At 60.5% G+C, this 24,019-nt stretch carries 26 protein-coding genes and 1 tRNA gene; all 27 read right to left on the bottom strand.

All coding sequences use genetic code 11. The features are described from left to right. Positions 1–37: 37 nt before the first annotated feature. Positions 38–517 carry a MaoC family dehydratase gene (locus tag FQ705_RS25460; RefSeq protein ID WP_144145717.1) on the bottom strand — a complete coding sequence of 160 codons (480 nt, stop codon included), beginning with the start codon at positions 515–517 and terminating at the stop codon, positions 38–40. Next, positions 514–972: a MaoC family dehydratase gene (locus FQ705_RS25455; RefSeq protein WP_144145715.1), complete on the bottom strand. Its 459-nt coding sequence runs from the start codon at positions 970–972 to the stop codon at positions 514–516. Before FQ705_RS25455 ends, FQ705_RS25460 begins: the two co-directional genes overlap by 4 nt. A 33-nt stretch (positions 973–1,005) precedes the next feature. After that, entirely contained in the window at positions 1,006–2,133 is a 1,128-nt protein-coding gene (locus FQ705_RS25450; protein ID WP_144145713.1) for an acyl-CoA dehydrogenase family protein, read from the bottom strand. A 10-nt stretch (positions 2,134–2,143) separates the two neighbouring features. Continuing rightward, positions 2,144–3,340 carry an acyl-CoA dehydrogenase family protein gene (locus FQ705_RS25445; protein WP_144145711.1) on the bottom strand — a complete coding sequence of 399 codons (1,197 nt, stop codon included), beginning with the start codon at positions 3,338–3,340 and terminating at the stop codon, positions 2,144–2,146. A gap of 48 nt (positions 3,341–3,388) precedes the next feature. Next, positions 3,389–3,814 carry a DUF1178 family protein gene (locus FQ705_RS25440; protein ID WP_144145709.1) on the bottom strand — a complete coding sequence of 142 codons (426 nt, stop codon included), beginning with the start codon at positions 3,812–3,814 and terminating at the stop codon, positions 3,389–3,391. A gap of 180 nt (positions 3,815–3,994) precedes the next feature. Further along, positions 3,995–4,519 (bottom strand): helix-turn-helix transcriptional regulator, encoded by a 525-nt coding sequence (locus tag FQ705_RS25435; RefSeq protein WP_144145708.1) that lies wholly within the window; start codon positions 4,517–4,519, stop codon positions 3,995–3,997. Between the two features lie 52 nt (positions 4,520–4,571). Next, entirely contained in the window at positions 4,572–4,817 is a 246-nt protein-coding gene (locus FQ705_RS34635) for a hypothetical protein (protein WP_144145706.1), read from the bottom strand. A 329-nt stretch (positions 4,818–5,146) separates the two neighbouring features. Next, the gene (locus FQ705_RS25425) at positions 5,147–5,731 is read right to left on the bottom strand and encodes an NUDIX domain-containing protein (protein WP_144145704.1); all 585 of its coding nucleotides are present in this window, start codon (positions 5,729–5,731) and stop codon (positions 5,147–5,149) included. Positions 5,732–5,774: 43 nt separating this feature from the next. Continuing rightward, a complete protein-coding gene (locus tag FQ705_RS25420; RefSeq protein WP_144145702.1) occupies positions 5,775–6,071 on the bottom strand; it encodes a DUF2818 family protein in 297 nt (98 codons plus the stop codon). Then, positions 6,071–7,543, bottom strand: coding sequence for an NADH-quinone oxidoreductase subunit NuoN (gene nuoN, locus FQ705_RS25415; RefSeq protein WP_144145700.1), 1,473 nt, complete (start codon positions 7,541–7,543; stop codon positions 6,071–6,073). The genes FQ705_RS25420 and nuoN overlap by 1 nt, the downstream gene beginning before the upstream one ends. Before the next feature lie 25 nt (positions 7,544–7,568). After that, a complete protein-coding gene (locus FQ705_RS25410) occupies positions 7,569–9,059 on the bottom strand; it encodes an NADH-quinone oxidoreductase subunit M (protein ID WP_144145698.1) in 1,491 nt (496 codons plus the stop codon). A gap of 14 nt (positions 9,060–9,073) precedes the next feature. Further along, complete coding sequence (nuoL, locus tag FQ705_RS25405; RefSeq protein WP_144145696.1) at positions 9,074–11,152, bottom strand: NADH-quinone oxidoreductase subunit L; 2,079 nt, start codon at positions 11,150–11,152, stop codon at positions 9,074–9,076. A gap of 17 nt (positions 11,153–11,169) precedes the next feature. Then, positions 11,170–11,475, bottom strand: a complete 306-nt coding sequence (gene nuoK / locus FQ705_RS25400) for an NADH-quinone oxidoreductase subunit NuoK (protein WP_006052894.1) — start codon at positions 11,473–11,475, stop codon at positions 11,170–11,172. A 20-nt stretch (positions 11,476–11,495) separates the two neighbouring features. After that, on the bottom strand, positions 11,496–12,203 hold the full coding sequence (locus FQ705_RS25395) for an NADH-quinone oxidoreductase subunit J (protein WP_144145694.1): 708 nt from the start codon (positions 12,201–12,203) through the stop codon (positions 11,496–11,498). Positions 12,204–12,393: 190 nt separating this feature from the next. Further along, positions 12,394–12,882, bottom strand: coding sequence for an NADH-quinone oxidoreductase subunit NuoI (nuoI, locus tag FQ705_RS25390; protein WP_144145692.1), 489 nt, complete (start codon positions 12,880–12,882; stop codon positions 12,394–12,396). A gap of 14 nt (positions 12,883–12,896) precedes the next feature. Then, positions 12,897–13,961: an NADH-quinone oxidoreductase subunit NuoH gene (gene nuoH, locus FQ705_RS25385; RefSeq protein WP_144145690.1), complete on the bottom strand. Its 1,065-nt coding sequence runs from the start codon at positions 13,959–13,961 to the stop codon at positions 12,897–12,899. Next, positions 13,962–16,295 carry an NADH-quinone oxidoreductase subunit NuoG gene (gene nuoG, locus FQ705_RS25380; RefSeq protein ID WP_144145688.1) on the bottom strand — a complete coding sequence of 778 codons (2,334 nt, stop codon included), beginning with the start codon at positions 16,293–16,295 and terminating at the stop codon, positions 13,962–13,964. 113 nt (positions 16,296–16,408) lie between these two features. Continuing rightward, complete coding sequence (nuoF, locus tag FQ705_RS25375; RefSeq protein ID WP_144145686.1) at positions 16,409–17,737, bottom strand: NADH-quinone oxidoreductase subunit NuoF; 1,329 nt, start codon at positions 17,735–17,737, stop codon at positions 16,409–16,411. Continuing rightward, complete coding sequence (gene nuoE, locus FQ705_RS25370; protein WP_144145684.1) at positions 17,734–18,219, bottom strand: NADH-quinone oxidoreductase subunit NuoE; 486 nt, start codon at positions 18,217–18,219, stop codon at positions 17,734–17,736. The genes nuoF and nuoE overlap by 4 nt, the downstream gene beginning before the upstream one ends. 130 nt (positions 18,220–18,349) lie before the next feature. Then, positions 18,350–19,603 (bottom strand): NADH-quinone oxidoreductase subunit D, encoded by a 1,254-nt coding sequence (locus FQ705_RS25365; RefSeq protein ID WP_144145682.1) that lies wholly within the window; start codon positions 19,601–19,603, stop codon positions 18,350–18,352. Between the two features lie 9 nt (positions 19,604–19,612). Next, positions 19,613–20,215, bottom strand: a complete 603-nt coding sequence (locus FQ705_RS25360) for an NADH-quinone oxidoreductase subunit C (RefSeq protein WP_144145680.1) — start codon at positions 20,213–20,215, stop codon at positions 19,613–19,615. Positions 20,216–20,236: 21 nt separating this feature from the next. Then, positions 20,237–20,716, bottom strand: a complete 480-nt coding sequence (locus tag FQ705_RS25355; protein WP_006052903.1) for a NuoB/complex I 20 kDa subunit family protein — start codon at positions 20,714–20,716, stop codon at positions 20,237–20,239. 62 nt (positions 20,717–20,778) lie between these two features. Then, entirely contained in the window at positions 20,779–21,138 is a 360-nt protein-coding gene (locus FQ705_RS25350) for an NADH-quinone oxidoreductase subunit A (RefSeq protein ID WP_013339872.1), read from the bottom strand. A gap of 161 nt (positions 21,139–21,299) precedes the next feature. Then, positions 21,300–21,384, bottom strand: a tRNA-Leu gene (locus FQ705_RS25345). Positions 21,385–21,496: 112 nt separating this feature from the next. Then, on the bottom strand, positions 21,497–21,874 hold the full coding sequence (gene secG / locus FQ705_RS25340; RefSeq protein ID WP_144145678.1) for a preprotein translocase subunit SecG: 378 nt from the start codon (positions 21,872–21,874) through the stop codon (positions 21,497–21,499). An 82-nt stretch (positions 21,875–21,956) separates the two neighbouring features. Beyond that, positions 21,957–22,736, bottom strand: coding sequence for a triose-phosphate isomerase (gene tpiA, locus FQ705_RS25335; RefSeq protein ID WP_144145676.1), 780 nt, complete (start codon positions 22,734–22,736; stop codon positions 21,957–21,959). A 136-nt stretch (positions 22,737–22,872) separates the two neighbouring features. Next, a complete protein-coding gene (locus FQ705_RS25330; protein ID WP_144145674.1) occupies positions 22,873–23,889 on the bottom strand; it encodes an NAD(P)H-quinone oxidoreductase in 1,017 nt (338 codons plus the stop codon). Between the last annotated feature and the right edge of the window lie 130 nt (positions 23,890–24,019).

The following is a 24,019-nucleotide window of genomic DNA, read 5'->3' as shown; positions in this document are numbered from 1 at the left end:
TGACCGCTCTCACCATGCCGCCTTGTGGAGCACGTTCCTAGAAGTAGTGCCGCGTGATGAACTCGGCGACACACGCTGGCCGCTCGCTGCCTTGCCGCTCCAGCGTGACGTTCCACACCACCTGCACGCCGGCGTCGTCGACGTCGGTGACGGACTGCACCGCGAAACTCGCGCGCAGTTGCGAGCCGACCAGCACCGGCGAAGTAAACCGCACGCGGTTCAATCCGTAATTGACACCCATGCGCTGCTCGAGCGTCGCGGTCTTGTCGAGTAGGCCCGGAATCAACGACAACGTCAGAAAGCCGTGCGCGATAGCGCCGCCGAACGGCGATTCACGCCGCGCCCGCTCCGGATCGACGTGAATCCATTGATGATCGCCGGTCGCCTCGGCAAAGCGGCCCACGCTCGCCTGGTCGATGGTGAGCCATTCGCTGACGAGCGCGTCCGCACCCACCAGCGCACGCAGGGCCGCAGCGTTGCCGAGCGGCTTCGCGGCGGCGGTCGCGCTAGTTGTCATGGCGTAGTTCCCGGATTGCGCAGCCCGAACAGTCCCTTCGAGCGCACCGTGATGACTGTTTCGCCATGCTGATTGACGCCCTGCCACACCGTCGACACGATGCCGCGATCCGGCTTGCTTTCCGAGACGCGCTTGTCGAGCACCGAGTTCAGCATCGTGATCGTATCGCCGACGCGCACCGGCTTCAACCAGCGGATGTCGTCGATGCCGGGCGAGCCCATCGACGTCGAACCCTTGAGCGCGTTACGCACCAGCATACCCATCATCACCGAGCAGGTATGCCAGCCACTCGCCACCAAACCGAGAAACGGCGATGCGGCAGCAGCGGCTTCGTCCACATGAAACGGTTGAGGATCGAACTTCTCTGCAAACTCGACGATCTCCTCACGCGTGAACGTGTGCTTGCCGACTTCGGTGGTCGTGCCGACCACCATGTCCTCAAAACTCAATCCCATTTTCTTCTCCATCGCATTGGGTGGACTGGCCGCTCACACTTCGGCGGTGGCAAAGCCAGGCAACGTGGCAAACCGCGCGAGATGATGGTCGACGTCGCCTAGCGTGGTTTCGATAATGGCGAGGCGCTTGAACAGATGCGCTGCCGCCACTTCGTTCGTCACGCCCATGCCGCCATGCAACTGCACGGCCTGTTGGCCGACGAAACGCGCGGCCTGTCCCACCCGCGCCTTCGCTGCCGAGATCGCGCGACGACGCTCGTCGACGTCTTCGCTGGTGTAGCGCATGGCCGCGAGATAGGTGATCGAGCGCGCCTGCTCGGCATGAATCAGCATCTCGACCATGCGGTGCTGCAGCGCCTGAAAGCGCGCGATCGGCTGACCGAACTGTTGACGCGTTTTGGTGTAGTCGACAGTGGCGAAGTTCAACGCGTCCAGCGCACCGATCGCCTCCGCGCACAGCAGAAGCGTGCCGTAGTCCGCGATATGTTCGAGCGCGGCTGCGCCGGCGTGTTGGCCGGTGAGCCGGCGCGCGGGAGTCGCGGTGAACACCAACGTTGCGGCGCGTTGGCCGTCGATGGTGCGGTAGTCCGTGATCTCGACGCCAGTGGCGTCGCGCGCCACGACGAAGAGCGCGATCTCGCCGTTCAACCGGGCCGGCACGATCCAGTATGACGCTTGTGCACCGTGCAACACGACCGATTTGGTGCCGCTCAAGGTTTGCTGCTCGCCCGCCCCGCTCGCGACCGTCTCGACCTCGAACAGGTCGTAGCGCGCGTGCGGCTCGTGAAACGCCACGGCGAGCTTGATCTCGCCCTGGGCCGCACGTTCGAGCAACGAGGCATCGTCACCGAGCCCGGTGCCGGCAAGGCGCAATGCCTCAATGCCGACCGCCGTCGCCCAATACGGCTCGACGACAAGCGCGCGGCCGAGCTCCTGCATCACCACCAGCATGTCGATCGGGCCGCCATTGAAGCCACCTTGTGCTTCCGGCACGGGCAGCGCCGTCAGCCCCAACTCCGTCAAGGCGCGCCACTGTGAATCCGAAACGCCAGCCTCGGAACCTACGATGGCCTGGCGTGCTTCGAACCCGTAGCTCTTGTCCAGGTAGCGGCGCAGCGCGTCGGCGAATTGCTGTTGTTCGTCGTTGAAAGTGAAGTCCATGCGCCGCTCCTCAAAGTCCCAGAATCATCTGCGCGATGATGTTCTTCTGAATTTCGTTCGAACCGCCGTAAATCGACGTCTTGCGAAAGTTGAAGTAATACGCGGCCAGAGGCGCTGCGTCGTCGTCGCCGGCGAGGCTGTGGTCGCGTTCACCTTCGAGGAATGGAACGTCGAACGGCGCGCCGAGCGGACCGACGGCTTCGAACATCAGTTCGGTGAGTGCCTGCTGTACTTCTGTGCCCTTGATCTTCAGCATCGACGCCTCCGGTCCCGGACCGCGGCCACCGCTCTCGTTAGCGACCACGCGCTGCACGGTGACTTCGAGCGCCATCAGTTCGATCTCAAGGCTCGCGACCTTCGCGGCGAACACGGGATCTTGCAGAAGCGGCTTCCCATTTTTCTTCTGATTCAGCGCGAGACGTTTTAGGAACACGAGTTCCCGTTTCGACTGACCGACCCGTGCAATGCCCGTGCGCTCATGGCCCAGCAGATACTTCGCGTAAGTCCAGCCGCGATTTTCTTCGCCGACGAGATTCTGGACCGGCACCTTCACGTCCTCGAAAAAGACTTCGTTGACTTCATGGTCTTCGTCGAGCGTGATGATGGGCCGCACGGTGATGCCCGGCGTTTTCATGTCGATCAGCAGGAAGGAGATGCCCTCCTGCTTTTTGGCACCGCTATCGGTGCGCACGAGACAGAACATCATGTCGGCGTACTGACCGAGCGTGGTCCAGGTTTTTTGCCCATTGACCACGTAGTGATCGCCGACGCGCTCTGCGCGCGTGCGCAACGAAGCCAGATCGGAGCCCGAACCCGGCTCGGAGTAGCCCTGGCACCACCAGTCCGTACCGTCGAGAATGCGCGGCAAGTAGTGACGTTTCTGGGCCTCGTTGCCGTATTTCATCAGCACGGGCGCAACCATCGAGACGCCGAAAGGAAGTACTGAGGGCGCGCCGATACGCGCGCACTCGTCGTCCCAGATATGCCGTTGGGTCGCATCCCAGCCGGGACCGCCATATTCTTTCGGCCACGCGACCACCGACCAGCCGCGCGTGCCGAGCAGCTTGTGCCAGCCAGCGAAGTCTTCGCGGGCAAGACGTTTATGGTTGAGTACTTTGTCGCTTAGCTCGTGAGGCAGATTCGCTTCGAGCCATACGCGGATGTCAGCGCGGAACGCGTCGTCGGCGGGAGAATAGTCCAGGTTCATGCGTCGTGTCTCCTGGCCGCAACCGCCCGCCGCCAGTGAGCCACTGCGCTATTGCAGCGGTTCCTTCAAGGCAGCCGGGACCGGCAGCGGCATCACTTCGATGCCTTCTTCGACCAAGGCTCTCGCATCTTCCGGTGTGGTGACACCGCGAATATTGCGTGCAGGCGCTTCGTTGTAGTGAATGCGCCGCGCTTCCTCGGCGAAGCGGTCGCCCACGTTCTCGGTCTTTTCCAGTACCTCGCGCAAAGCGCGCATGACACGCGCTTGCGTTTCGCCTGCGTCCGCGGGCGGCTTCGTCTCGGTCGCGCCGGACAAATTCAGGCGCGGCGCTGAAGGCAAACGGCTCACTTCGTTCGCTCCGCAGATCGGACATTCGACAAGCTTGCGGGCCTGCTGCGATTCAAAGTCATCAGCCGAAGCAAACCAACCTTCGAACCGATGGCCATGCGGACACTGTAAATCGAGGACCTTCATGTGGAATCAGGGCTTGCGTGCCAGTTTAGCGCAAAACTAAAATTTGTGAACGGTCGTTCGTTAATTTATACGGACGACGCGCCGCTGCCATGCGTCGCAGATAAATCCGACGCGGTGGGCGATTTTAACGCTTTGCGCCAAGCGCTGCCGAAGCAGCTCTGGATGATGGATCGCCCCGCCTCATGCCACCAGGCATTCCAACTGACGATTCAGCCGCGGCTCCAGTTCGCGGGTTCCTCTTGCCAGGTTGACTTGCTTGGCCGACTTGGCGACGTCGAGCACGTTCGTCTGAATGTCGTATCCGCCGCGCGCATTCAGCCAGTCGAGGATATCCGACAGATGCCACACCGACGCACTACCCTCATGGACCGGCGGCGGAAAGTCGATTGCGTGGCTTAACATCAGTTTGCGCATGTTTTGTCGCGACACTCCGGCGATCTCGGCAACATCGGTCAAGCCGACGAAGTCGGGACCCGCCTCGACAAGCCGCGCGCTCGGCACCGCTTGCTTGATATCTTTGAGCGCGCTAACGAGCGCCGCGAATGCGGACTCGCCTTCGCGAGAGAAAAACAGCGCAATGCGGCCGGGTTGTCCCACGCCAACGGTGGCGTCGTCGCAACCAGCTTCGCCCAATCGTTCAACGATCGCATCGAGGTCGCAATCTTCTGCAACGAGTTGGTACTTCAAGGTGAATACGTATTCCATACGTTACTCCTGCTTCAATTCTATTCCACACGTTCGCGATTGAAATCGCCTGCTACCGGCGAGCCGTACAGTTGTCGACAATGCGCCGTAATTGTTTAGCGTGATTGCCTGGATTCATTGGCGTACTCCACACGCTAGATATGCAAAACTCGCCACAGCGGCATTCCGCGTCGTTGTAGGGGCAATATATTTTTCCCCAAGCGTGACTCTTGCCTCCGCTCTGCACGCGCCAACCTTTTCTTTCTGCGTATGCCAGAGCTGCTTCAACCTCTTTCTTCGGATGCGTTCCACGAATCATCTATGCCCTCCAATTTACCGGCCTCCATCTTGGTTGTCAAGTGACAACCAAGATGGAGGCCCAAGAGAATCGACTCTCTCGGTAAGCTTCGTTATCCGAACCATCCCGGGTAACGAAGCTTGCTGTCAAAGGTCCATACTAGAACGGCAGCGAATCGGAAGCGAGACAGCCAGAAGGCATAGGAAAGAAGCGTCTTTCTTAAGACTCGACAGGCGACGCAGTGGTGTTCCCTGGCGCGCAAGAACAAAGCCCCTGCCGGTCATAGACCGGCAGGGGCTTTTCGCAGAGTTTTTTTGACTGGCGTAACGTCCGCGCAGTCCGGCCAACGGTTATTCCGCTTGCGCTAACGGCCACGCACCCGACAGCACCTTCTCCAGCCAGAAGGTCCCGATGACTGTTTTCACGTCCGTAATTTTCCCGGTGCGCACCCATTCCGACACGTCGGCGACGCTCGCCGTGAACAGCTCGAGGAACTCGCCTTCATCGAGCTTGCGCTCACCGGCCGTCAAGCCGCGGGCAAGATAGATATCGATGAACTCGGTGGAGTAAGAAATGATCGGGTGAATCCGCGTCAGATAGACATATTCGCGCGCGGTATAGCCGGTCTCTTCCCGCAGTTCGCGGATTGCGCAGGCCAGCGCACCTTCGTTCGGGTCCAGCTTGCCGGCCGGATACTCGACCATCACCTTGCCCATCGGATAGCGGTACTGGCTCTCCAGCAGCACGCGGCCGTCGTCGAACAAGGGGATCACCATCACTGCGCCCGGGTGCTGAACGTACTCGCGGGTCGCGTGTTTGCCGTCAGGCAGTTCGACGGTGTCGCACTTGAGCGTCAGAAACGGTCCTTGATGGATCGTTTTGCTTTCGACACAAGTCTCGGTGAGCGCGGCGTCGTGATTGGGAAGTTCAGCCATGTGCGGACCTCAGGACAGCTTGGTGCGCGACGGCGAGACGCCGTCAGCGGCGTTTGACGAGATACTGGAAGGTAAAGCCGGGAAATGCGAACACGACGAACAGCGCGAACGTGATCGCGTAAAACTGCCAGCCCTGCTCGAAACGGTTACCCGCACGCGCTTCGAGCAGAAAACCGAGCGCACCGACCGCGAAGTACAGCACGATCAGTTCGGCAATCCGGATCCACGGGTTCTTCCTCGCCGCTTTCAACGGCACGGCGGCGAAGAGGCGTTGATTCAGGAACGGCAGGTTGGCGCCGACCAGCGCCAACAACACGATAAACCAACCCGCAGCCGACATCAGAGCAGCAGCGTGTGCTGGATCGCCTGCAGGCAGGCCTTCAACAGCGGATCCGGCACGATCCCGAGCACCAGTACCGCCACACCGTTGATCGCGAGCAAGGCGCGCGTGCTGGTGTCGGCGAGAATCGGCGATTTGTCTTGCGGCTCGTCGAAGTACATCAGTTTGACGATACGCAGGTAGTAGAACGCGCCGAACAGCGACGTGATCACAGCCAGCACCGTCAGCCAGGTCAAGCCGGCGTTCATCGTGGCCTGCAGCACCGCAAGCTTGGCGTAGAAGCCGACCGCAGGCGGAATGCCGGCGAGCGAGAACATCATCACCATCATCACGAATGCGAATATCGGGCTGCGTTGATTCAGGCCCTTGAAGTCTTCGAGCGTATCCGCTTCAAAATCACGACGTGCCAGAAGCATGATGACGCCGAACGTGCCCATCGTCGTGACCAGGTAGACGATGCTGTAATACATGGCCGAGCCGTATGCGTTGGCCGCGCCCGAAGTCTTGTGGTCGACCACGCCGGCCAGCAGGCCCAGCAGCACGAAACCCATGTTCGAGATCGCCGAGTACGCGAGCATCCGCTTGACGTTGCGTTGCACGATACCCGTGATATTGCCGACGATCAGCGACAGCGCCGCGAGAATCACGAGCATTTCCTGCCATTCGACTGCCAGCGGCAGCAGGCCCATCACGAGGAAGCGAAAGCCCCACGCGAAAGCGGCAACCTTCGGACCGCCGCCGACCATCAGCGTCATTGCCGTCGGCGCGCCCTGATACACGTCAGGCACCCACATGTGGAACGGCACCGCACCCATCTTGAACGCCACGCCCGCCACGATGAAGATCACGCCGAACAGCAGCACGCTCGGATCGTAGTGACTCGTGCCGATCGCCTTGAACACTTCGTTCAGGTCGAGCGAACCGGTTGCGCCGTACAGCATCGAGATGCCGTAAAGCAGGAAACCGGAAGCCAGCGCGCCGAGCACGTAGTACTTCATGGCCGCTTCGTTCGACGGCGCAGCGTCACGGCGCAGCGCGATCGCGCCATACAGGGACAGCGACATCAGTTCCAGACCGAGGTACAGCGTCAGGAAGTTGTTGCCCGAGATCATGACGAGCTGACCGAGCAGCGAGAACATGCCCAACAGGAAAAACTCACCACGGAACAGACCGCGATCTTCGAGGTAACGGCGCGAATACACGATCGACACGGCATAACCGAGCGTCACGACAGCCTTCATCACGCTGGCGAACGGATCCACCACGTACATATGGCCGAAGTAGTACCGCACTTGCGGGTCGAACGCATTCATCGCAAACCAGATGCCGGCGACGAGCGTCGAGAAGAACGCAATGAAATACGTGGTACGGCGACCGGCCTGGCCGACGAACGTGTCGTTGAGCCACGCGACGACAACGGCGAGCATCACCAGCGCGTCGGGCAACAGAGCAGTCATAGGGGCGTTTTGCATGGTCTTTAAATTCCTCCGCTCGGCGTTACTGAGGCAACGGCAGCTTTGACTGCGCAACGTGGGAGAGGAGGTTTTCCACGGATACGTGCATCACATCGGTAAAGGGCTTCGGATAGAGGCCCATGAACAGCGTCAGTGCAGCAAGCACTGCCAGCATGAAAAATTCGCGACGGTTGATATCGAGCAGGCTCTTCACATGCTCGTTCGCGATGGCGCCGAAATAGACGCGCTTGTACATCCACAGCGTGTAGCCCGCGCCGAGAATCAGCGTGACCGCGGCACCGCCTGCGATCCAGAAGTTGTACTGGACGGCCGCCAGAATCACCATGAATTCGCCGACGAAACCCGAGGTGCCCGGCAAGCCGCAATTGGCCATCGAGAACAGCATCGCGAACGCGGCGAACTTCGGCATGACGTTGACGACACCGCCGTAATCGGCGATCTGACGCGAATGCATACGGTCGTACAGCACGCCGATGCTCAGGAACATCGCGCCCGACACGAAACCGTGCGAGATCATCTGGATGATCGCGCCTTCCATGCCGAGTTGATTGAAGATGAAGAAGCCGAGCGTCACGAAACCCATGTGCGCGATCGACGAATACGCGACCAGCTTCTTCATGTCGGCCTGCACCATCGCGACCAGACCGATGTAGATCACCGCGATCAGCGACAACGTGATGACGACCGGTGCGAGGAAGTGGCTCGCGTCCGGTGCGATCGGCAGCGAGAAACGCAGGAAACCATACGCTCCCAGCTTCAGCATGATCGCAGCCAGCACGACGGAGCCGCCCGTCGGCGCTTCCACGTGGGCATCAGGCAACCACGTGTGGACCGGCCACATCGGCACCTTCACGGCGAAGGCCATGAAGAACGCTATGAAGATCAATACCTGAGGCGTCATCGCGATCTGCGCGTGCTGCCACGTCGCGAGATCGAACGTGCCGGTTTCGACGTACAGGTACAGCAACGCAACCAGCATGAGCAGCGAGCCCATCAGCGTGTACAGGAAGAACTTGAACGCCGCGTAGACGCGGTTCGCCCCACCCCACACACCGATGATGATGTACATCGGGATCAGCGTCGCTTCGAAGAACACGTAGAACAGCATGCCGTCAGCCGAGCTGAACACGCCGACCATGATGCCCGACAGGATCAGGAACGCGGCCAGGTACTGCGCCACGTTCTTCGTGATCACTTCCCATGCGGCGATCACGACGATCACCGTAATCAATGCAGTCAACACGACGAACCACATCGAGATGCCGTCGACACCCAGGTGGTACGTGATGTTGAAACGCTCGATCCAGTTGGCCTTTTCGACGAACTGCAGATCGGCGGTGCTCGAATCAAACCCAGTCATCAGCGGGATCGTCACGATGAAGCTGACGACCGAGCCGATCAGCGCAATCCAGCGCGCCGGAGCCGGGTTCTGGTCCGAACCGATAGCCAGAACCAGCAGGCCGACGAGGATCGGTAACCAGATTGCGATACTGAGAATCGGATAAGCGTGCATTAGTGTCCCTCGCCTTATTTGCCGCCGAGCGTTACAAACAGGGTCAGGAGCCCCAGCATGCCGATAATCATGGCGAACGCGTAATGGTAGATATAGCCCGACTGGAGGAAGCGGATCACGCCGGCGAACCAGCCGATGAAGCGCGCGCTACCGTTCACGATGCCGTCGATCACCACGACGTCGCCTTCCTTCCACAAACCACGGCCAATCGCCACCGCGCCCCGCGCAAACACGACTTCGTTGATCTTGTCCATGTAGTACTTGTTATCGAGCAACGTATAGATCGGGCCGAACGCGCGCTTGATGACAGGCGGCAAATCGGGACGAACGAGGTACAGGAACCACGCGACCACCACGCCAGCGAGTGCCAGCCAGACTGGCAAACCCGAGACCGAGTGCAAACCCATCGAGGCCCAGCCCTGGAACTCTTCGGCCATCTCGTGCACCGCGGGATGGTTTGCGCCGATGAAGATGACCTTGTCGAACGCCACGCCATGCTGGAAGAAGTCGCCGAACAGCATTGGACCCACACCGATCGCGCCGATCACCACGGACGGAATCGCCAGCAGCACCAGCGGCAGCCACACCACCCACGGCGTTTCATGCGGCTCGTGAGCGTGGTCGTCGTGACCATGGCCGTGCGCGTCGTGGCCGTGATCGTGACCATGTGCGTCATGCGCGTGAGCAGCCGCTTCGATACCCATCGGCGATTCCGGATGCTTCGGACCGCGGAAGCGCTCCTTGCCGTGGAATACCAGGAAGTACATACGGAACGAATACAGCGCGGTCACGAACACGCTCGCGACCACGGCGAAGTATGCGAAGCCCGAGCCCGGCAGATTCGACAGCTTCACGGCGTCGATGATCGAGTCTTTCGAATAGAAGCCTGAGAAGAACGGCGTGCCGATCAGCGCCAGCGAACCGACCAGCGAGGTGATCCACGTGATCGGCATGTACTTGCGCAGGCCGCCCATGTTGCGGATGTCCTGATCGTGATGCATGCCGATGATCACCGAACCCGCGCCGAGGAACAGCAGCGCCTTGAAAAATGCGTGCGTCATCAGATGGAACACGGCGACCGAGTAGGCCGACGCGCCGAGCGCCACCGTCATGTAACCGAGTTGCGATAGCGTGGAATACGCCACCACGCGCTTGATGTCGTTCTGGATGATCCCGAGGAAGCCCATGAACAGCGCGGTAATCGCGCCAATGATCATGACGAACGAGAGCGCCGTGTCCGACAGTTCGAACAGCGGCGACATGCGCGTGACCATGAAGATACCGGCCGTCACCATGGTTGCCGCGTGAATCAGTGCCGAGATCGGCGTCGGGCCTTCCATCGAATCCGGCAGCCACACGTGCAGCGGGAATTGCGCCGACTTACCCATCGCGCCGATGAACAGGCAGATACAGGCCACTGTCAGCAGACCCCAATCCGTACCCGGGAAGCTCAAGGCCGCGAGTTCGGTGCGCTTCGCGAAGACGTCGCCGTAGTTCATCGAGCCCGCGAAAGCGAACAGCAGGCCGATACCCAGCAGGAAGCCGAAGTCGCCGATACGGTTCACGATGAACGCCTTCATGTTGGCGTAGATCGCGGTCGGACGCGTGAAGTAGAAGCCGATCAGCAGGTACGACACCAGGCCCACCGCTTCCCAGCCAAAGAACAGCTGCAGGAAGTTGTTGCTCATCACGAGCATCAACATCGAGAACGTGAACAGCGAGATGTACGAAAAGAAACGCTGGTAGCCGTCGTCTTCGGCCATATAGCCGATCGTGTAGATGTGCACCATCAGCGACACGAAGGTCACCACGCACATCATCATCGCCGTCAGCGAGTCGACCAGGAAGCCGACTTCGAAATTCGTCTTGCCGATCGCCATCCATTGATAGATGGTCGCGTTGAAGCTCGCGCCATCCAGCACCTGGAAGAAGACGATGGCCGACAGGATGAACGAGATCGCGACGCCGAGGATCGTGACCGAATGCGCGCCCTTGCGCCCTACCGCGTTCCCGAACAGACCCGCAATCAGCGAGCCGGCCAGCGGTGCCAGCGGGATCGCCAGCAGCAGGTTTTCATTGAGTATCGTGGACATAACCGCTTTTCCTGAAATTAACCTTTGAGCTGATCGAGATCCTCGACATTGATCGTGTCGAGGCTACGGAACAGGGTCACCAGAATTGCGAGGCCGATCGCCGCTTCCGCCGCTGCCACTGTCAGCACGAAGAAGACGAAGATCTGGCCATGCACGTCGCCGAGGTAATGCGAGAACGCGACGAAATTGGTGTTCACCGCGAGCAGCATCAACTCGATCGCCATCAGGATGATGATGACGTTACGGCGATTCAGGAAAATGCCGACGATGCTGATCGCAAACAGGATCGCACCGAGGACAAGGTAATGGGCAAGGGTCAACATGATTTCTATCTCCTGTCCGCTCAGCTGTTTTTAGCCGGTGCCGAGTCGGCTGTTGCTGCCGCCGCTGCTGCTGCCGCCGCTTTCGCGGCCGCTTCTTCCGCGGCGATCGTCGCCGCGGTCTTTTCCGATTTCATCTTCACGACGCGCACGCGGTCCTGAGCACGAACCTTGACCTGCTCGCTAACGTTCTGACGTTTGCTGTCTTTCTTGTGACTCGTGGTCAGCGCAATCGCCGCGATGATCGCCACCAGCAGCACGAGGCCGGCGACTTCGAACGCGAAGATGTAGTCCGTGTAAATGACCTTGCCGATCAGGCGTGTGTTCGACCAGTCGCCCATGCCGTTTGCGGCCGCCGTGGTGTCGCGCAGCGCGGTGGCCGTCGCACCGTAGCCGTGCCACAGGATCAGCGCGGTTTCGATCACGATGATCGCGCCGACCAGCGTGGCCATCGGCACGAAGCGCCTGAAGTCCTTGCGCAGCACGTCGATGTTGATGTCCAGCATCATCACCACGAACAGGAACAGCACCATCACCGCGCCGACGTAGACCAGCACCAGCAGGATCGCGAGGAACTCGGCCTGCAGCAGCATCCAGATCGCCGCCGCGTTGAAGAACGCCAGCACCAGAAATAGTGCGGACGACACCGGGTTGCGCGAGGTGATCACCTTCAGCCCTGAAACCACCAGCAGCAGCGCGAAGATGTAGAACAGTACGGTCGTGAATTCCATGATTACCGGTTCATCGTTAGGCCATCGTCAGGCATTGTTCTTTGGCACGCGTGGCGGGCAAGGCAGGCAATCCGCCCAGACAACCACACAGGTGCGCCGTGCCGCGGTGTTCAGACCGCGGCGCTCGGCCCGACAACAGGCCGTTTTACTCATGCATTACTGCCGCATTGACTGCTTCAACTGAAGCGCTTCAACGATACGGTGCGTCGGCTGCCTTGTTCGCAGCGATCTCCGCTTCGTAGCGATCGCCAACGGCCAGCAGCATATCTTTCGTGAAATACAGGTCGCCGCGCTTCTCGCCGTGATACTCGAGAATATGCGTCTCGACGATCGAGTCGACCGGGCAGCTCTCTTCGCAGAAACCGCAGAAGATGCACTTGGTCAGGTCGATGTCGTAGCGCGTGGTACGGCGCGTATTGTCCGCGCGCGTGTCAGACTCGATCGTGATGGCGAGCGCCGGGCACACCGCTTCGCACAGCTTGCATGCGATGCAGCGCTCTTCGCCATTTTCATAGCGACGCAGCGCATGCAAACCGCGAAAACGCGGCGAGATCGGGGTCTTCTCTTCCGGGAACTGCACGGTCACCTTGCGCTGGAACGTGTAACGTCCGGTCAACGCGAGGCCTTTGAGCAACTCCGTGAGAAAGAAGGTCTTGAAGAAGTTTTGAATTGCGGTCATGGGTTCATCCGCCCTTAATTCCAGATATTCAACGGCGACATGATCCAGAAGCCGACTACCACCAGCCACACCACGCAAACCGGAATGAAAACCTTCCAGCCCAGACGCATGATCTGGTCATAGCGGTAGCGCGGGAACGTGGCACGCGCCCAGATGAATACCGACAACAGGAGGAAAACCTTGACGACGAGCCATACGATGCCCGGGACGAACGACAGGAAGCCGAACGGTGCGCTCCAGCCGCCAAGGAACAGTGTTGCAGCCAATGCCGAGATCACGATCATGTTGATGTACTCGGCGAGGAAGAACAGCGCGAACGCCATACCCGAGTAATCGATCATGTGGCCCGCGACGATTTCCGACTCCCCTTCCACCACGTCGAACGGGTGACGGTTAGTTTCGGCGATGCCCGAGATGAAGTACACGACGAACATCGGCAGAAGCGGCAGCCAGTTCCACGACAGGAAGTTCAAGCCGTGCGAAGCGAAGAAGCCATGTTCCTGCGAATTGACGATGCCCGACAGATTCAGCGTGCCGGCGGTCATCAGCACGACGACGAGCGCGAAGCCCATCGAAATTTCGTACGAGACCATCTGCGCCGCGGCGCGCATCGCACCGAGGAACGCGTACTTCGAGTTCGATGCCCAACCGGCCAGAATCACGCCGTACACGCCGATCGACGAAATCGCCATGGCGTACAGCAGACCCGCGTTGATGTCGCCGAGCACCGCGCCCGCCTGGAACGGGATCACCGCCCAGACCGCGAAGGCAGGCACCACCACCATGATCGGCGCGATCAGGTAGATCCAGCGACTGGCCTGCGCCGGCTGAATCACTTCTTTCAGCAGCAGCTTCAGCACGTCGGCGATCGGCTGCAGCAAACCTGCGGGGCCGACGCGGTTCGGACCGAGACGCACGTGCATCCAGCCGATCAGCTTACGCTCCCAGAGGATCAGGTAAGCCACGCACAGCAGGATCGCGACGGCCACCACCAGGATGCGCACGAGCGCCCACACCGTGGGCCATGCCACACCGAGAAGCTGGGTGCCGCCCGAGTTGATCGTATCGAACAAGCTCATTTACGCCTTCTCCACCACCAGTTCACCGAACAGGCTGCCCAGCGCTGCACCGGCAGGCGTAGCCGCCGATACGCGGACGACCGTCTCCGCAAGATTCGCGTCGCGCACGGCCGGCAACTGCACCGATTGCTCGCCCTGGCGCACGCGCACTGCGTCGCCTTCCTTCAAACCCAGTTTGTCGAACAGCGCAGCCGGCAGACCGACCGTGTTGGCCGCGCGTGCCGCTGCCGTCAGATGCAGCGATTCGGCGCGACGCACGAGTGCGTCGGCGTGATAGATCGGCACGTTTGCGATGCGCTCGAACTTGCCTTCCACTGCCTTGGCCGTCTTGCCGCGAGTCGCCGTGACGCCCGTCCTGTTCGACAGACGCGAATTCAGTTCGCCGCTGCCGAGCGCTGCATTGCGCACTTCTTCCGAGGTGTCGAATTCGAAACCCGGCAGACCCAGCAGGCTGCCCAGCACGCGCAACACCTTCCATGCCGGACGCGTGTCGCCGAGCGGACGCACGACGCCGTTGAACGTCTGCACCGTGCCTTCTGCATTGACGAACGTACCGGCGGTTTCCGTGTACGGCGCGATCGGCAGCAGCACGTCGGCGTAGTCTGCGCCAGTCTGGAACGGCGACATGACGACGACCATTTCAGCCTGATTCAACGCCGCGAGAGCCTGCGCCGGATTAGCCGTGTCGAACTCCGGTTCGACGTTCAGCAGCACATAACCTTTGCGCGGTTGCTCGAACACTTCGCGAGCGTTCAGACCACCCTCGCCCGGCAGCGCGTTCACGAGATGCGCACCGACCGTGTTGGCCCCTTCCGTGAGGAAGCCGAGCGTCGCGCCGGTGGCGTCTGCGATCCATTGAGCTGCAGCGTGAATGGCGGCGAAGTCCGGATGACGAACCGCTGCGTTGCCGATCAGCACCAGACGGCTTTCGCCGGTGCTGAGCGACTTGGCGACCTGCTTGTTCGCGTCGGTCGGTTGCGTGCCGGCGAAAGCTTCCGGCAGTGCCACGCCCCTGGCTTCCGACACTGCGCCGGCGATGCCCGCCAGCGCGTCGAGCCATGCCGACGGCGCCGCGACCACGCGCTGCGCTTGCGGGATCAGCGCGTCGTCGTTGGTGGCTTGCACCAGCGTGAGCTTCGCGCCGTTCTTGGCGGCTTGACGCAGACGCGCGGCAAACAGCGGATGATCGCGACGCAGATCCGAACCGATCACCAACGCGGCATCGACGTTCGACAATTCGGCGATGGCCGTACCGAGCCACGGCGTACCGTCGACCGGCGCGGAGAAATCCGACTGACGCAGACGGAAGTCGACGTTAGGCGTGCCGACCGCTTGCGCGAGTTGCTTCAACAGGAACAGTTCTTCGACCGTGCTGTGGGCGCTGCCCACTGCAGCCAGCGCGCTTGCGCCGTGATCGCCCTTGATGCCCTTCAAACCTTTGACCACGTAGTCGAGCGCGGTTTGCCAGTCGGTCTCGATCCACTTGCCGTCCTGCTTGAGCATCGGCTGCGTGAGACGTTCCGGGCTGTTCAGGCCTTCATACGAGAAGCGGTCCTTGTCCGAAATCCAGCATTCGTTGATGGATTCGTTTTCGAACGGCAGAACCCGCATCACGCGGTTGTTCTTCACTTGCACCACGAGGTTCGCGCCGACGGAATCGTGCGGGCTCACCGACTTGCGGCGCGACAGTTCCCAGGTACGGGCGCTGTAGCGGAACGGCTTGCTGGTCAGCGCGCCGACCGGGCACAGATCGATCATGTTGCCGGACATTTCGGAGTCGACCGTCTTGCCGACGAACGAGGTAATTTCCGAATGCTCGCCGCGGCCCAGCATGCCGAGTTCCATCACGCCGGCCACTTCCTGGCCGAAACGCACGCAACGCGTGCAGTGAATGCAACGCGACATTTCTTCCATCGAGATCAGCGGGCCGACGTTCTTGTGGAACACCACGCGCTTTTCTTCGCTGTAACGCGACGACGACTTGCCGTAACCGACAGCCAGATCCTGCAACTGGCATTCGCCGCCCTGGTCGCAGATCGGGCAATCCAGCGGGTGGTTGATCAGCAGAAATTCCATCACGGCTTGCTGACCCTTCACCGCCTTGTCCGACTTGGTGCGCACGATCATGCCGGCCGACACCGGCGTGGCGCATGCGGGCACGGCCTTCGGCATCTTTTCGACATCGACCAGACACATCCGGCAGTTGGCCGCAATCGACAGCTTCTTGTGATAGCAGAAGTGAGGAATGTACGTGTCGACCTTATGCGCAGCCTGGATCACCATGCTGCCTTCAGGCACCTCGACTTTCTTGCCGTCTATTTCAAGTTCAACCATGATGGTCAATCTTCCTTAACCTGTTACCGCTCAATCGTTCGCCCTGTTCATCGCCCATTTTTCAGACGATGAATCCCGCGGTTGACGTGTTGTTCTGCGTGCTTATCTGGTACTCAAGCCGCTACGGTTTCCGACGCCGCCGCTGCGCCGGCATGACCGCCGACGAGGCAATGCTTGTGGGCGACGTGATATTCGAATTCGTCCCAGTAGTGCTTGAGCATGCCGCGCACCGGCATGGCCGCTGCATCGCCGAGCGCGCAAATCGTGCGACCCATGATGTTCTCAGCGACCGAGTTCAGCAGATCCAGATCCTCCGGACGGCCGAGCCCGTGCTCGATACGATGCACGACGCGGTACAGCCAGCCCGTGCCTTCGCGGCAAGGCGTGCATTGACCGCAAGACTCTTCGTAATAGAAGTACGACAGACGCAGCAGCGAGCGCACCATGCAGCGTGTCTCGTCCATCACGATGACCGCCCCCGAACCAAGCATCGAGCCTTGCTTGGCGATCGAGTCGTAGTCCATATCGGTCTGCATCATGATGTCGCCCGGAATCACCGGCGCCGACGAACCGCCAGGAATCACAGCCTTGATCTTCTTGCCGCCGCGAATGCCGCCGGCGAGTTCCATCAGCGTCGCGAAAGGCGTGCCGAGCGGAATTTCATAGTTGCCCGGACGTTCGACGTCGCCCGACACCGAGAAAATCTTCGTGCCGCCGTTGTTCGGCTTACCGATCTCGAGGTAATTCTGCGGGCCGACCGCGAGCAGGAACGGCACGGCCGCGAACGTCTCGGTGTTGTTGATCGTGGTCGGCTTGCCGTACACGCCGAAGCTCGCCGGGAACGGCGGCTTGAAGCGCGGCTGGCCTTTCTTGCCTTCCAGCGACTCCAGCAACGCGGTTTCTTCGCCGCAAATGTAGGCGCCGTAACCGTGGTGCGCATGCAGTTCGAACGAGAAGCCCGAACCCATGATGTTCTCGCCGAGGAACCCGGCGCGGCGAGCTTCGTCCAGCGCTGCTTCGAAGCGTTTGTAGGCTTCCCAGATTTCGCCGTGAATATAGTTGTAGCCGACCGTGATGCCCATCGCGTACGCGCCGATGATCATGCCTTCGATCAGTGAATGCGGATTGAAGCGCAGGATGTCACGGTCTTTGAATGTGCCCGGTTCACCTTCGTCCGAATTGCAGACGAGGTATTTCTGGCCCGGGAACTGACGCGGCATGAAGCTCCACTTCAGCCCGGTCGGGAAGCCCGCACCGCCCCGGCCGCGCAGACCCGAGGCCTTGACCTCGGCGATCACCTGTTCGGGCGGAATCTTTTCTTCCAGAATACGTCGCAGCTGGGCGTAACCGCCGCGCGACACATAGTCTTCGAGATGCCAGTTGTCGCCGTTCAGGCCGGCGAGAATCAGCGGTTTGATGTGACGATCGTGTAAAGACGTCATTTCGAAAGTTCCTCGAGCAGCTGGTCGATCTTCGCGCGGCTCATGAAGCTGCACATGCGATGGTTGTTCACCAGCATCACCGGCGCATCGCCGCATGAGCCCATGCACTCACCTTCTTTCAAGGTGAACTTGCCGTCGGGCGTGGTTTCGCCGAAGTCGATGCCGAGCTTCTGCTTCAGATAATCAGCGGCACCTTCGGCACCGCCGTCCGGGCCGAGTTGGCACGGCAGGTTCGTGCAGAGCGTGATCTTGTACTTCCCGACCGGCGAGGTCTCGTACATCGTGTAGAAAGTCGCGACTTCCTGCACGGCGACGGCCGGCATGCCGAGGTAGTCCGCGACGAACTGCATGAGTTCGGGCGACAGCCAGCCATGCTCTTCCTGAGCAGTGGCCAGCGCCGACATTACGGCGGACTGTTTTTGATCGGCGGGATACTTGGCGATCGCGCGATCGATTTCTTTCAGGCCTTCAGCTGAGATCATTTTCAGACACGACTCTTTCAATTCCTACCGAACGAAAACCCGTCGCTCACTCATGCTGCGACAGACCCGGCGTTCCTGTGCTTGACGCGCGCTTCGCTGCAACCTGAAGACACGCGCCGATGAATACGTCCTAGCGATCGACTTCGCCGAACACGATGTCCTGCGTGCCGATGATGGTCACGGCGTCGGCGATCATGTGACCGCGCGCCATTTCATCCAGCGTGGACAGGTGCGCATAACCCGGCGCGCGGATCTTCAGGCGATACGGCTTGTTCGCGCCGTCCGAGATCAGATAGATGCCGAACTCGCCCTTCGGATGCTCAACGGCTGCGTACGCTTCGCCTTCCGGCACATGGAAGCCTTCCGTGAAGAGCTTGAAGTGGTGAATCAAGTCTTCCATGTTCGACTTCATGCCCACGCGCGACGGCGGCGCAACCTTGTGATTGTCGACCATCACGGGGCCCGGATTCTTACGCAGCCACTCAATGCACTGTTTCACAATCCGCGTGGACTGACGCATTTCTTCGACGCGAACCAGATAGCGGTCGTAACAATCGCCATTCACACCGACCGGAATGTCGAAATCCATCTTGTCATAGACTTCATACGGCTGCTTCTTGCGCAGATCCCACTCGATACCCGAGCCGCGCAACATCGCGCCGGTCATACCGAGGTTCAGCGCACGTTCCGGCGAGACCACACCGATACCGACCAGACGTTGCTTCCAGATCCGGTTGTCGGTAAGCAGCGTTTCGTATTCGTCGACACACTTCGGGAACCGCGTGAAGAAGTCGTCGATGAAATCGAGCAACGAACCCTGACGGTTCTCGTTCATCCGCGACAACGCTTTCGCATTGCGAATCTTCGACGCCTTGTACTGCGGCATGACGTCCGGCAGATCGCGATACACGCCGCCCGGACGATAGTAAGCCGCGTGCATCCGTGCGCCGGACACCGCTTCGTACACGTCCATCAGGTCTTCGCGTTCGCGGAACGCATACAGGAACACCGCCATCGCGCCGACGTCGAGCGCATGTGCGCCGATCCACATCAGGTGGTTCAGCACGCGCGTGACTTCGTCGAACATCACGCGAATGTATTGCGCGCGGATCGGCACTTCGATGCCCAGCAGCTTTTCGATCGCCATCACGTAGCCGTGCTCGTTGACCATCATCGACACGTAGTCGAGACGATCCATGTACGGCACGGACTGGATGAAGGTTTTGGTTTCGGCGAGCTTTTCAGTCGCGCGATGCAGCAGACCGATGTGCGGGTCGGCGCGCTGGATGACTTCGCCGTCGAGCTCGAGCACGAGGCGCAACACACCGTGCGCTGCCGGATGCTGCGGGCCGAAGTTGAGCGTGTAGTTCTTGATCTCTGCCATGGCGTTCTCTTAGTGTTTCAGACCGCCATAGCGATCTTCGCGGATCACGCGCGGCGTGATTTCCCGCGGCTCGATCGTCACAGGCTGATAGACGACGCGCTTCTCTTCCGGGTCGTAACGCATTTCGACGTAACCGGAGACAGGGAAATCTTTGCGGAACGGGTGACCGATGAAACCGTAGTCGGTGAGGATGCGGCGCAGGTCGGGGTGGCCTTCGAAGACGATGCCGTACAGGTCGAATGCTTCGCGCTCGTACCAGTTGACCGAACTCCAGATTTCGACGACGGACGGCAGGATCGGCACTTCGTCGTCTGGCGCGAACACGCGCAGACGCAGACGCCAGTTGTTCTGCACCGACAACAAGTGCAGCACGGCTGCAAAACGCGGACCGTCGTAAGCGCCGTCGGCATAGGTCTGGTAGTCGACGCCGCACAGATCGACGCACTGTTCGAAGCCGAACGAGCTGTCGTCGCGCAGACGCGTTGCCACCTTGAGATAGTCGCCAGCCTTCACGACGATCGTCAACTCACCGATTGCCTCGGTAGTACTCAGGAGGAGGCCGCCAAAGGCCGCCTCGAGGTTCGCTTTCAGGGTCTCGAGTTTGCTTGCCATATTGTGGGGGAGGCGTTGGCCTTATTGACGGGCGATTGTGTTGGTGCGGCGAATCTTGGCCTGCAACTGGATCACGCCGTAGACCAGCGCTTCCGCCGTAGGCGGGCAACCCGGCACATAGACGTCGACCGGCACGATCCGGTCGCAGCCGCGCACGACCGAATAGGAGTAGTGGTAGTAACCGCCACCGTTCGCGCACGAACCCATCGAAATCACCCAGCGCGGCTCGGCCATCTGGTCGTAGACCTTGCGCAGAGCCGGCGCCATTTTGTTGCAAAGCGTGCCGGCGACGATCATCACGTCCGACTGACGCGGACTCGGACGAAACACCACGCCAAAACGGTCGAGGTCATAACGGGCTGCACCCGCATGCATCATCTCGACCGCGCAACACGCCAGACCGAACGTCATCGGCCACAGGGAGCCGGTGCGCGTCCAGTTGATCAGCTTGTCAGCCGTCGTGGTGACAAACCCTTCCTTCAAGACCCCTTCGATACTCATTTGCTTTCCACTCCAGACGGGGTGGCAAGCCTGGCCACCCACGCAAACCGGCGATTAATCCATCATTCCCAGTCGAGGCCGCCCTTCTTCCAGATATAGGCGAAGCCCAGCAGGAATTCGAGCAGGAAAATCATCATTGCCATGAACCCGGGCCAGCCGATGTCGCGCAGAGCTACGCCCCACGGGAACAGGAATGCGGTTTCAAGGTCGAAAATGATGAAGAGAATGGCGACGAGGTAATAGCGCACGTCGAACTTCATGCGCGCATCTTCGAATGCTTCGAAGCCGCACTCGTACGGTGCGTTTTTCTCGGTATCGGGCTTGTTGGGACCGAGGATCTTGCCGATACTGACCAATGCAACGCCTAAACCAGTGCCCACAACGAGGAACAACAAGACGGGGAAATAGGCTGCGAGGTTCAAGACTATCCTCAATCGGTTGGTTCTGAGTGCCGCCAAGAGCATATCACTCCTGACGCTAAATCACCTCCGAAACGCACACGCCGCGAACCCAACGCAAACCGTGCCCTGAAAGTGAAAATGCCAGCCGAAGCGAAGCAAGCGGCTGGCATTAGATAACATTTTGGTGCCGACGGCGAGACTCGAACTCGCACAGCTTTCGCCACTACCCCCTCAAGATAGCGTGTCTACCAATTTCACCACGTCGGCACTGCATGCAATCCGGGAAAACAGCTTGTAAAACCCGCGAATCGCTTCAAGACTCAAATTATAACTTGGTTAAACGGTTTGTTCAACGCACAAACTGCACTTTGACCGAAATTTATTTCGGCACGTCCGTAGCTGGCACGGAAGCCGCCGAGGCGGCCAGCGCAGCCGAACCACCGACCGGCGCCGAAGCAGCCGAAGTTGCGAGCGGCGCGGTCGATGCCGCGCCCAGCAAGCCTGCGGACGGCTTCGAGTGATACGAGCCGAGGTAAGTCAGCGTCAACGTCGTGACAAAAAACACAGCGGCGAGCACAGCCGTCGTGCGCGACAAAAAGTTCGCCGAACCGGTCGCGCCGAACAGGCTGCCCGACGCGCCACTACCAAATGCAGCGCCCATATCGGCGCCTTTGCCGTGTTGCAGCAAGACAAGGCCGATGACGCCAAGTGCCGACAACAGCTGAACGACGATAATCAATGTTTTCAAATACAGCATCACACTCACCTGAGTCTTTATTTAACCGCGCACCACATATTGCGTTGCGCGGGATGGGGCCATCCTAGCCGAGGCGCCCTGCTCAACCAGCGACGCTCGTAGCGGCCGCCGCCTTGCAGATCGCCAGAAAATCCTGGTCTTTCAACGACGCGCCGCCAATCAGGCCACCGTCGATATCCGGCTGGCGGAACAGCTCTTCCGCGTTCTCCGGCTTGACGCTACCGCCATACAACACCTGCACGTTCGCCACAGCCGCAGCCTTTGCTGCCAGGCGCGAACGCAGAAACGCGTGAACCGATTGCGCCTGCTCCGACGTGGCGCTCTTGCCGGTGCCAATTGCCCAGACGGGCTCGTAAGCCACCACGATCCGTGCTGCCTCGATGTCCGACAGTTTCGCCAGCACTTCATCGAGCTGCACGCCGACAACCTGCTCGGTCAAATTCGCTTCGCGCTCTTCGAGCGTTTCGCCGACACAGACGATCGGCGTCAAACCCGCTTCCAGCGCGCGCTGCGTTTTGACCGCGACGAGTTCAGCGCTTTCACGATGATAGGCGCGGCGCTCCGAGTGCCCGACGATAGCGAGCGTGGCACCAAAATCCACCACCATGGGAGCGGCCACCTCGCCGGTATAAGCACCGTGCGTGAAGGCGGACACGTCCTGCACGCCCCACACGACCCGGCTGCCTTCCAGCAACGATTGCGCTTGCGCGAGATACGGACACGGCACACACACGCCGACGCCCACATCGGCTGGCAATTCGGCTGCACCTAGCGCCACCGCCTGCAACAGCGTGGCATTAACGGCGAGTTGCCCGTGCATCTTCCAGTTTCCGACTACCAGCTTCGCTCGTTGTTTCGACATCGTCTCGTCTTGTCTTGGCGGCGGACTTCGGTTTGCGCTTACAGTCCGCCTTTCGGATTCATGCGGCGTGCGCAAAACGCGCAATTTTACTGCGCTGGGTGGCCCGGGTCAAACGGACCTTATTAAACCTGGCGCGTCAAGCGTCCTGTCCCCAACTCAGCACGATCTTGCCAACGTGCTCGCTGCTCTCCATGAGCTCATGCGCCTGCGCCGCCTGAGAAGCCGGGAACACGCGATAAACCACCGGCTTGATGCGGCCATCTTCGAGATGCGGCCAGACCTGGTCCCTCAGCTGCGCGGCAATTTTCGCCTTGAATTCGACCGGCCGCGGACGCAGCGTCGACCCCGTGACGGTCAGGCGACGGCGCAACACCTCATTCAGGTTCAGCTCCGCCTTCGCCCCGCCCAATAAGGCGATCACGACGATCCGGCCGCCTTCGGCCAACGCCGTGAGTTCGCGCGGCACGTAACTGCCCGCGACCATATCCAGCACCACATCGACACCACGATCATTGGTCAGCGACTTGATGACTTCGACGAAATCCTCAGTCTTGTAGTTGATCGCCCGCTCCGCGCCCAAGGCTTCGCACGCGCGGCACTTTTCGTCCGACCCGGCCGTCGCGAACACGCGAAAACCGAGTGCATGTGCAATCTGGATCGCCGTCACGCCGATGCCGCTCGAGCCGCCCTGCACCAGCAGCGTCTCGTTCGGGGCACCTTCGCCCTTGCCGAGTTGCGCACGGTCGAACACGTTGCTCCAGACCGTGAAGAAAGTTTCCGGCAACGACGCCGCTTCAACGTCCGACAGACCCGCCGGCACCGGCAGGCACTGCAGCAGCGGTGCGACCGCGTATTCCGCGTAGCCGCCACCCGCCAGCAACGCGCACACGCGATCGCCGATTTTCAGGCCGAACGGGTTGTTCTTCTCGTCGATATTACCGCCGACAATTTCCCCCGCCACTTCCAGCCCCGGCAGATCCGACGCACCCGGCGGCGGCGCATAGCCGCCCTTGCGCTGGAACACGTCCGGACGATTGATGCCGGAAGCCGCCACCTTGATGAGCACCTCGCCTGCTTTCGGCTGCGGCGTGGGCCGCTCGGCCAGTTTGAGAACGTCTGGCGCACCGAATTCGGTGATTTCGATCGCTTTCATCTGCGTCAACTCCAAGATTGGATTGCGTTGCCTACCCGTTGCCACACAGAGTAACCGCTTGTGCGACTCCGCATGCGCCGGCAATGCAATCCACCCTGCACTCTCTTCATGAAAAAACGGCCGGCGCGCC

The organism is Paraburkholderia sp. BCC1884 (genome assembly GCF_900996225.1).
In the GTDB taxonomy this organism is placed as follows: domain Bacteria; phylum Pseudomonadota; class Gammaproteobacteria; order Burkholderiales; family Burkholderiaceae; genus Paraburkholderia.
The sequence above is the reverse complement of the archived record's forward strand: the minus strand, read 5'-3'. Positions and strand labels throughout refer to the sequence as shown.

Bases quoted from the DNA above. Each gene is read 5' to 3' on its own strand.
- FQ705_RS25440 (WP_144145709.1), bottom strand. From the start codon at position 3,814: ATGAAGGTCCTCGATTTACAGTGTCCGCATGGCCATCGGTTCGAAGGT.
- FQ705_RS25410 (WP_144145698.1), bottom strand. From the start codon at position 9,059: ATGCACGCTTATCCGATTCTCAGTATCGCAATCTGGTTACCGATCCTC.
- FQ705_RS25455 (WP_144145715.1), bottom strand. From the start codon at position 972: ATGGGATTGAGTTTTGAGGACATGGTGGTCGGCACGACCACCGAAGTC.
- nuoH (WP_144145690.1), bottom strand. From the start codon at position 13,961: ATGAGCTTGTTCGATACGATCAACTCGGGCGGCACCCAGCTTCTCGGT.
- nuoE (WP_144145684.1), bottom strand. From the start codon at position 18,219: ATGATCTCAGCTGAAGGCCTGAAAGAAATCGATCGCGCGATCGCCAAG.
- FQ705_RS25450 (WP_144145713.1), bottom strand. From the start codon at position 2,133: ATGGACTTCACTTTCAACGACGAACAACAGCAATTCGCCGACGCGCTG.
- FQ705_RS25355 (WP_006052903.1), bottom strand. From the start codon at position 20,716: ATGAGTATCGAAGGGGTCTTGAAGGAAGGGTTTGTCACCACGACGGCT.
- secG (WP_144145678.1), bottom strand. From the start codon at position 21,874: ATGCTGTATTTGAAAACATTGATTATCGTCGTTCAGCTGTTGTCGGCA.
- nuoF (WP_144145686.1), bottom strand. From the start codon at position 17,737: ATGACGTCTTTACACGATCGTCACATCAAACCGCTGATTCTCGCCGGC.
- FQ705_RS25395 (WP_144145694.1), bottom strand. From the start codon at position 12,203: ATGGAATTCACGACCGTACTGTTCTACATCTTCGCGCTGCTGCTGGTG.
- FQ705_RS25435 (WP_144145708.1), bottom strand. From the start codon at position 4,519: ATGGAATACGTATTCACCTTGAAGTACCAACTCGTTGCAGAAGATTGC.
- nuoK (WP_006052894.1), bottom strand. From the start codon at position 11,475: ATGTTGACCCTTGCCCATTACCTTGTCCTCGGTGCGATCCTGTTTGCG.
- FQ705_RS25420 (WP_144145702.1), bottom strand. From the start codon at position 6,071: ATGTCGGCTGCGGGTTGGTTTATCGTGTTGTTGGCGCTGGTCGGCGCC.
- nuoN (WP_144145700.1), bottom strand. From the start codon at position 7,543: ATGCAAAACGCCCCTATGACTGCTCTGTTGCCCGACGCGCTGGTGATG.
- FQ705_RS25365 (WP_144145682.1), bottom strand. From the start codon at position 19,603: ATGGCAGAGATCAAGAACTACACGCTCAACTTCGGCCCGCAGCATCCG.
- FQ705_RS25445 (WP_144145711.1), bottom strand. From the start codon at position 3,340: ATGAACCTGGACTATTCTCCCGCCGACGACGCGTTCCGCGCTGACATC.
- FQ705_RS25425 (WP_144145704.1), bottom strand. From the start codon at position 5,731: ATGGCTGAACTTCCCAATCACGACGCCGCGCTCACCGAGACTTGTGTC.
- FQ705_RS25330 (WP_144145674.1), bottom strand. From the start codon at position 23,889: ATGAAAGCGATCGAAATCACCGAATTCGGTGCGCCAGACGTTCTCAAA.
- nuoI (WP_144145692.1), bottom strand. From the start codon at position 12,882: ATGACCGCAATTCAAAACTTCTTCAAGACCTTCTTTCTCACGGAGTTG.
- tpiA (WP_144145676.1), bottom strand. From the start codon at position 22,736: ATGTCGAAACAACGAGCGAAGCTGGTAGTCGGAAACTGGAAGATGCAC.
- nuoL (WP_144145696.1), bottom strand. From the start codon at position 11,152: ATGTCCACGATACTCAATGAAAACCTGCTGCTGGCGATCCCGCTGGCA.
- FQ705_RS25460 (WP_144145717.1), bottom strand. From the start codon at position 517: ATGACAACTAGCGCGACCGCCGCCGCGAAGCCGCTCGGCAACGCTGCG.
- nuoG (WP_144145688.1), bottom strand. From the start codon at position 16,295: ATGGTTGAACTTGAAATAGACGGCAAGAAAGTCGAGGTGCCTGAAGGC.
- FQ705_RS34635 (WP_144145706.1), bottom strand. From the start codon at position 4,817: ATGATTCGTGGAACGCATCCGAAGAAAGAGGTTGAAGCAGCTCTGGCA.
- FQ705_RS25360 (WP_144145680.1), bottom strand. From the start codon at position 20,215: ATGGCAAGCAAACTCGAGACCCTGAAAGCGAACCTCGAGGCGGCCTTT.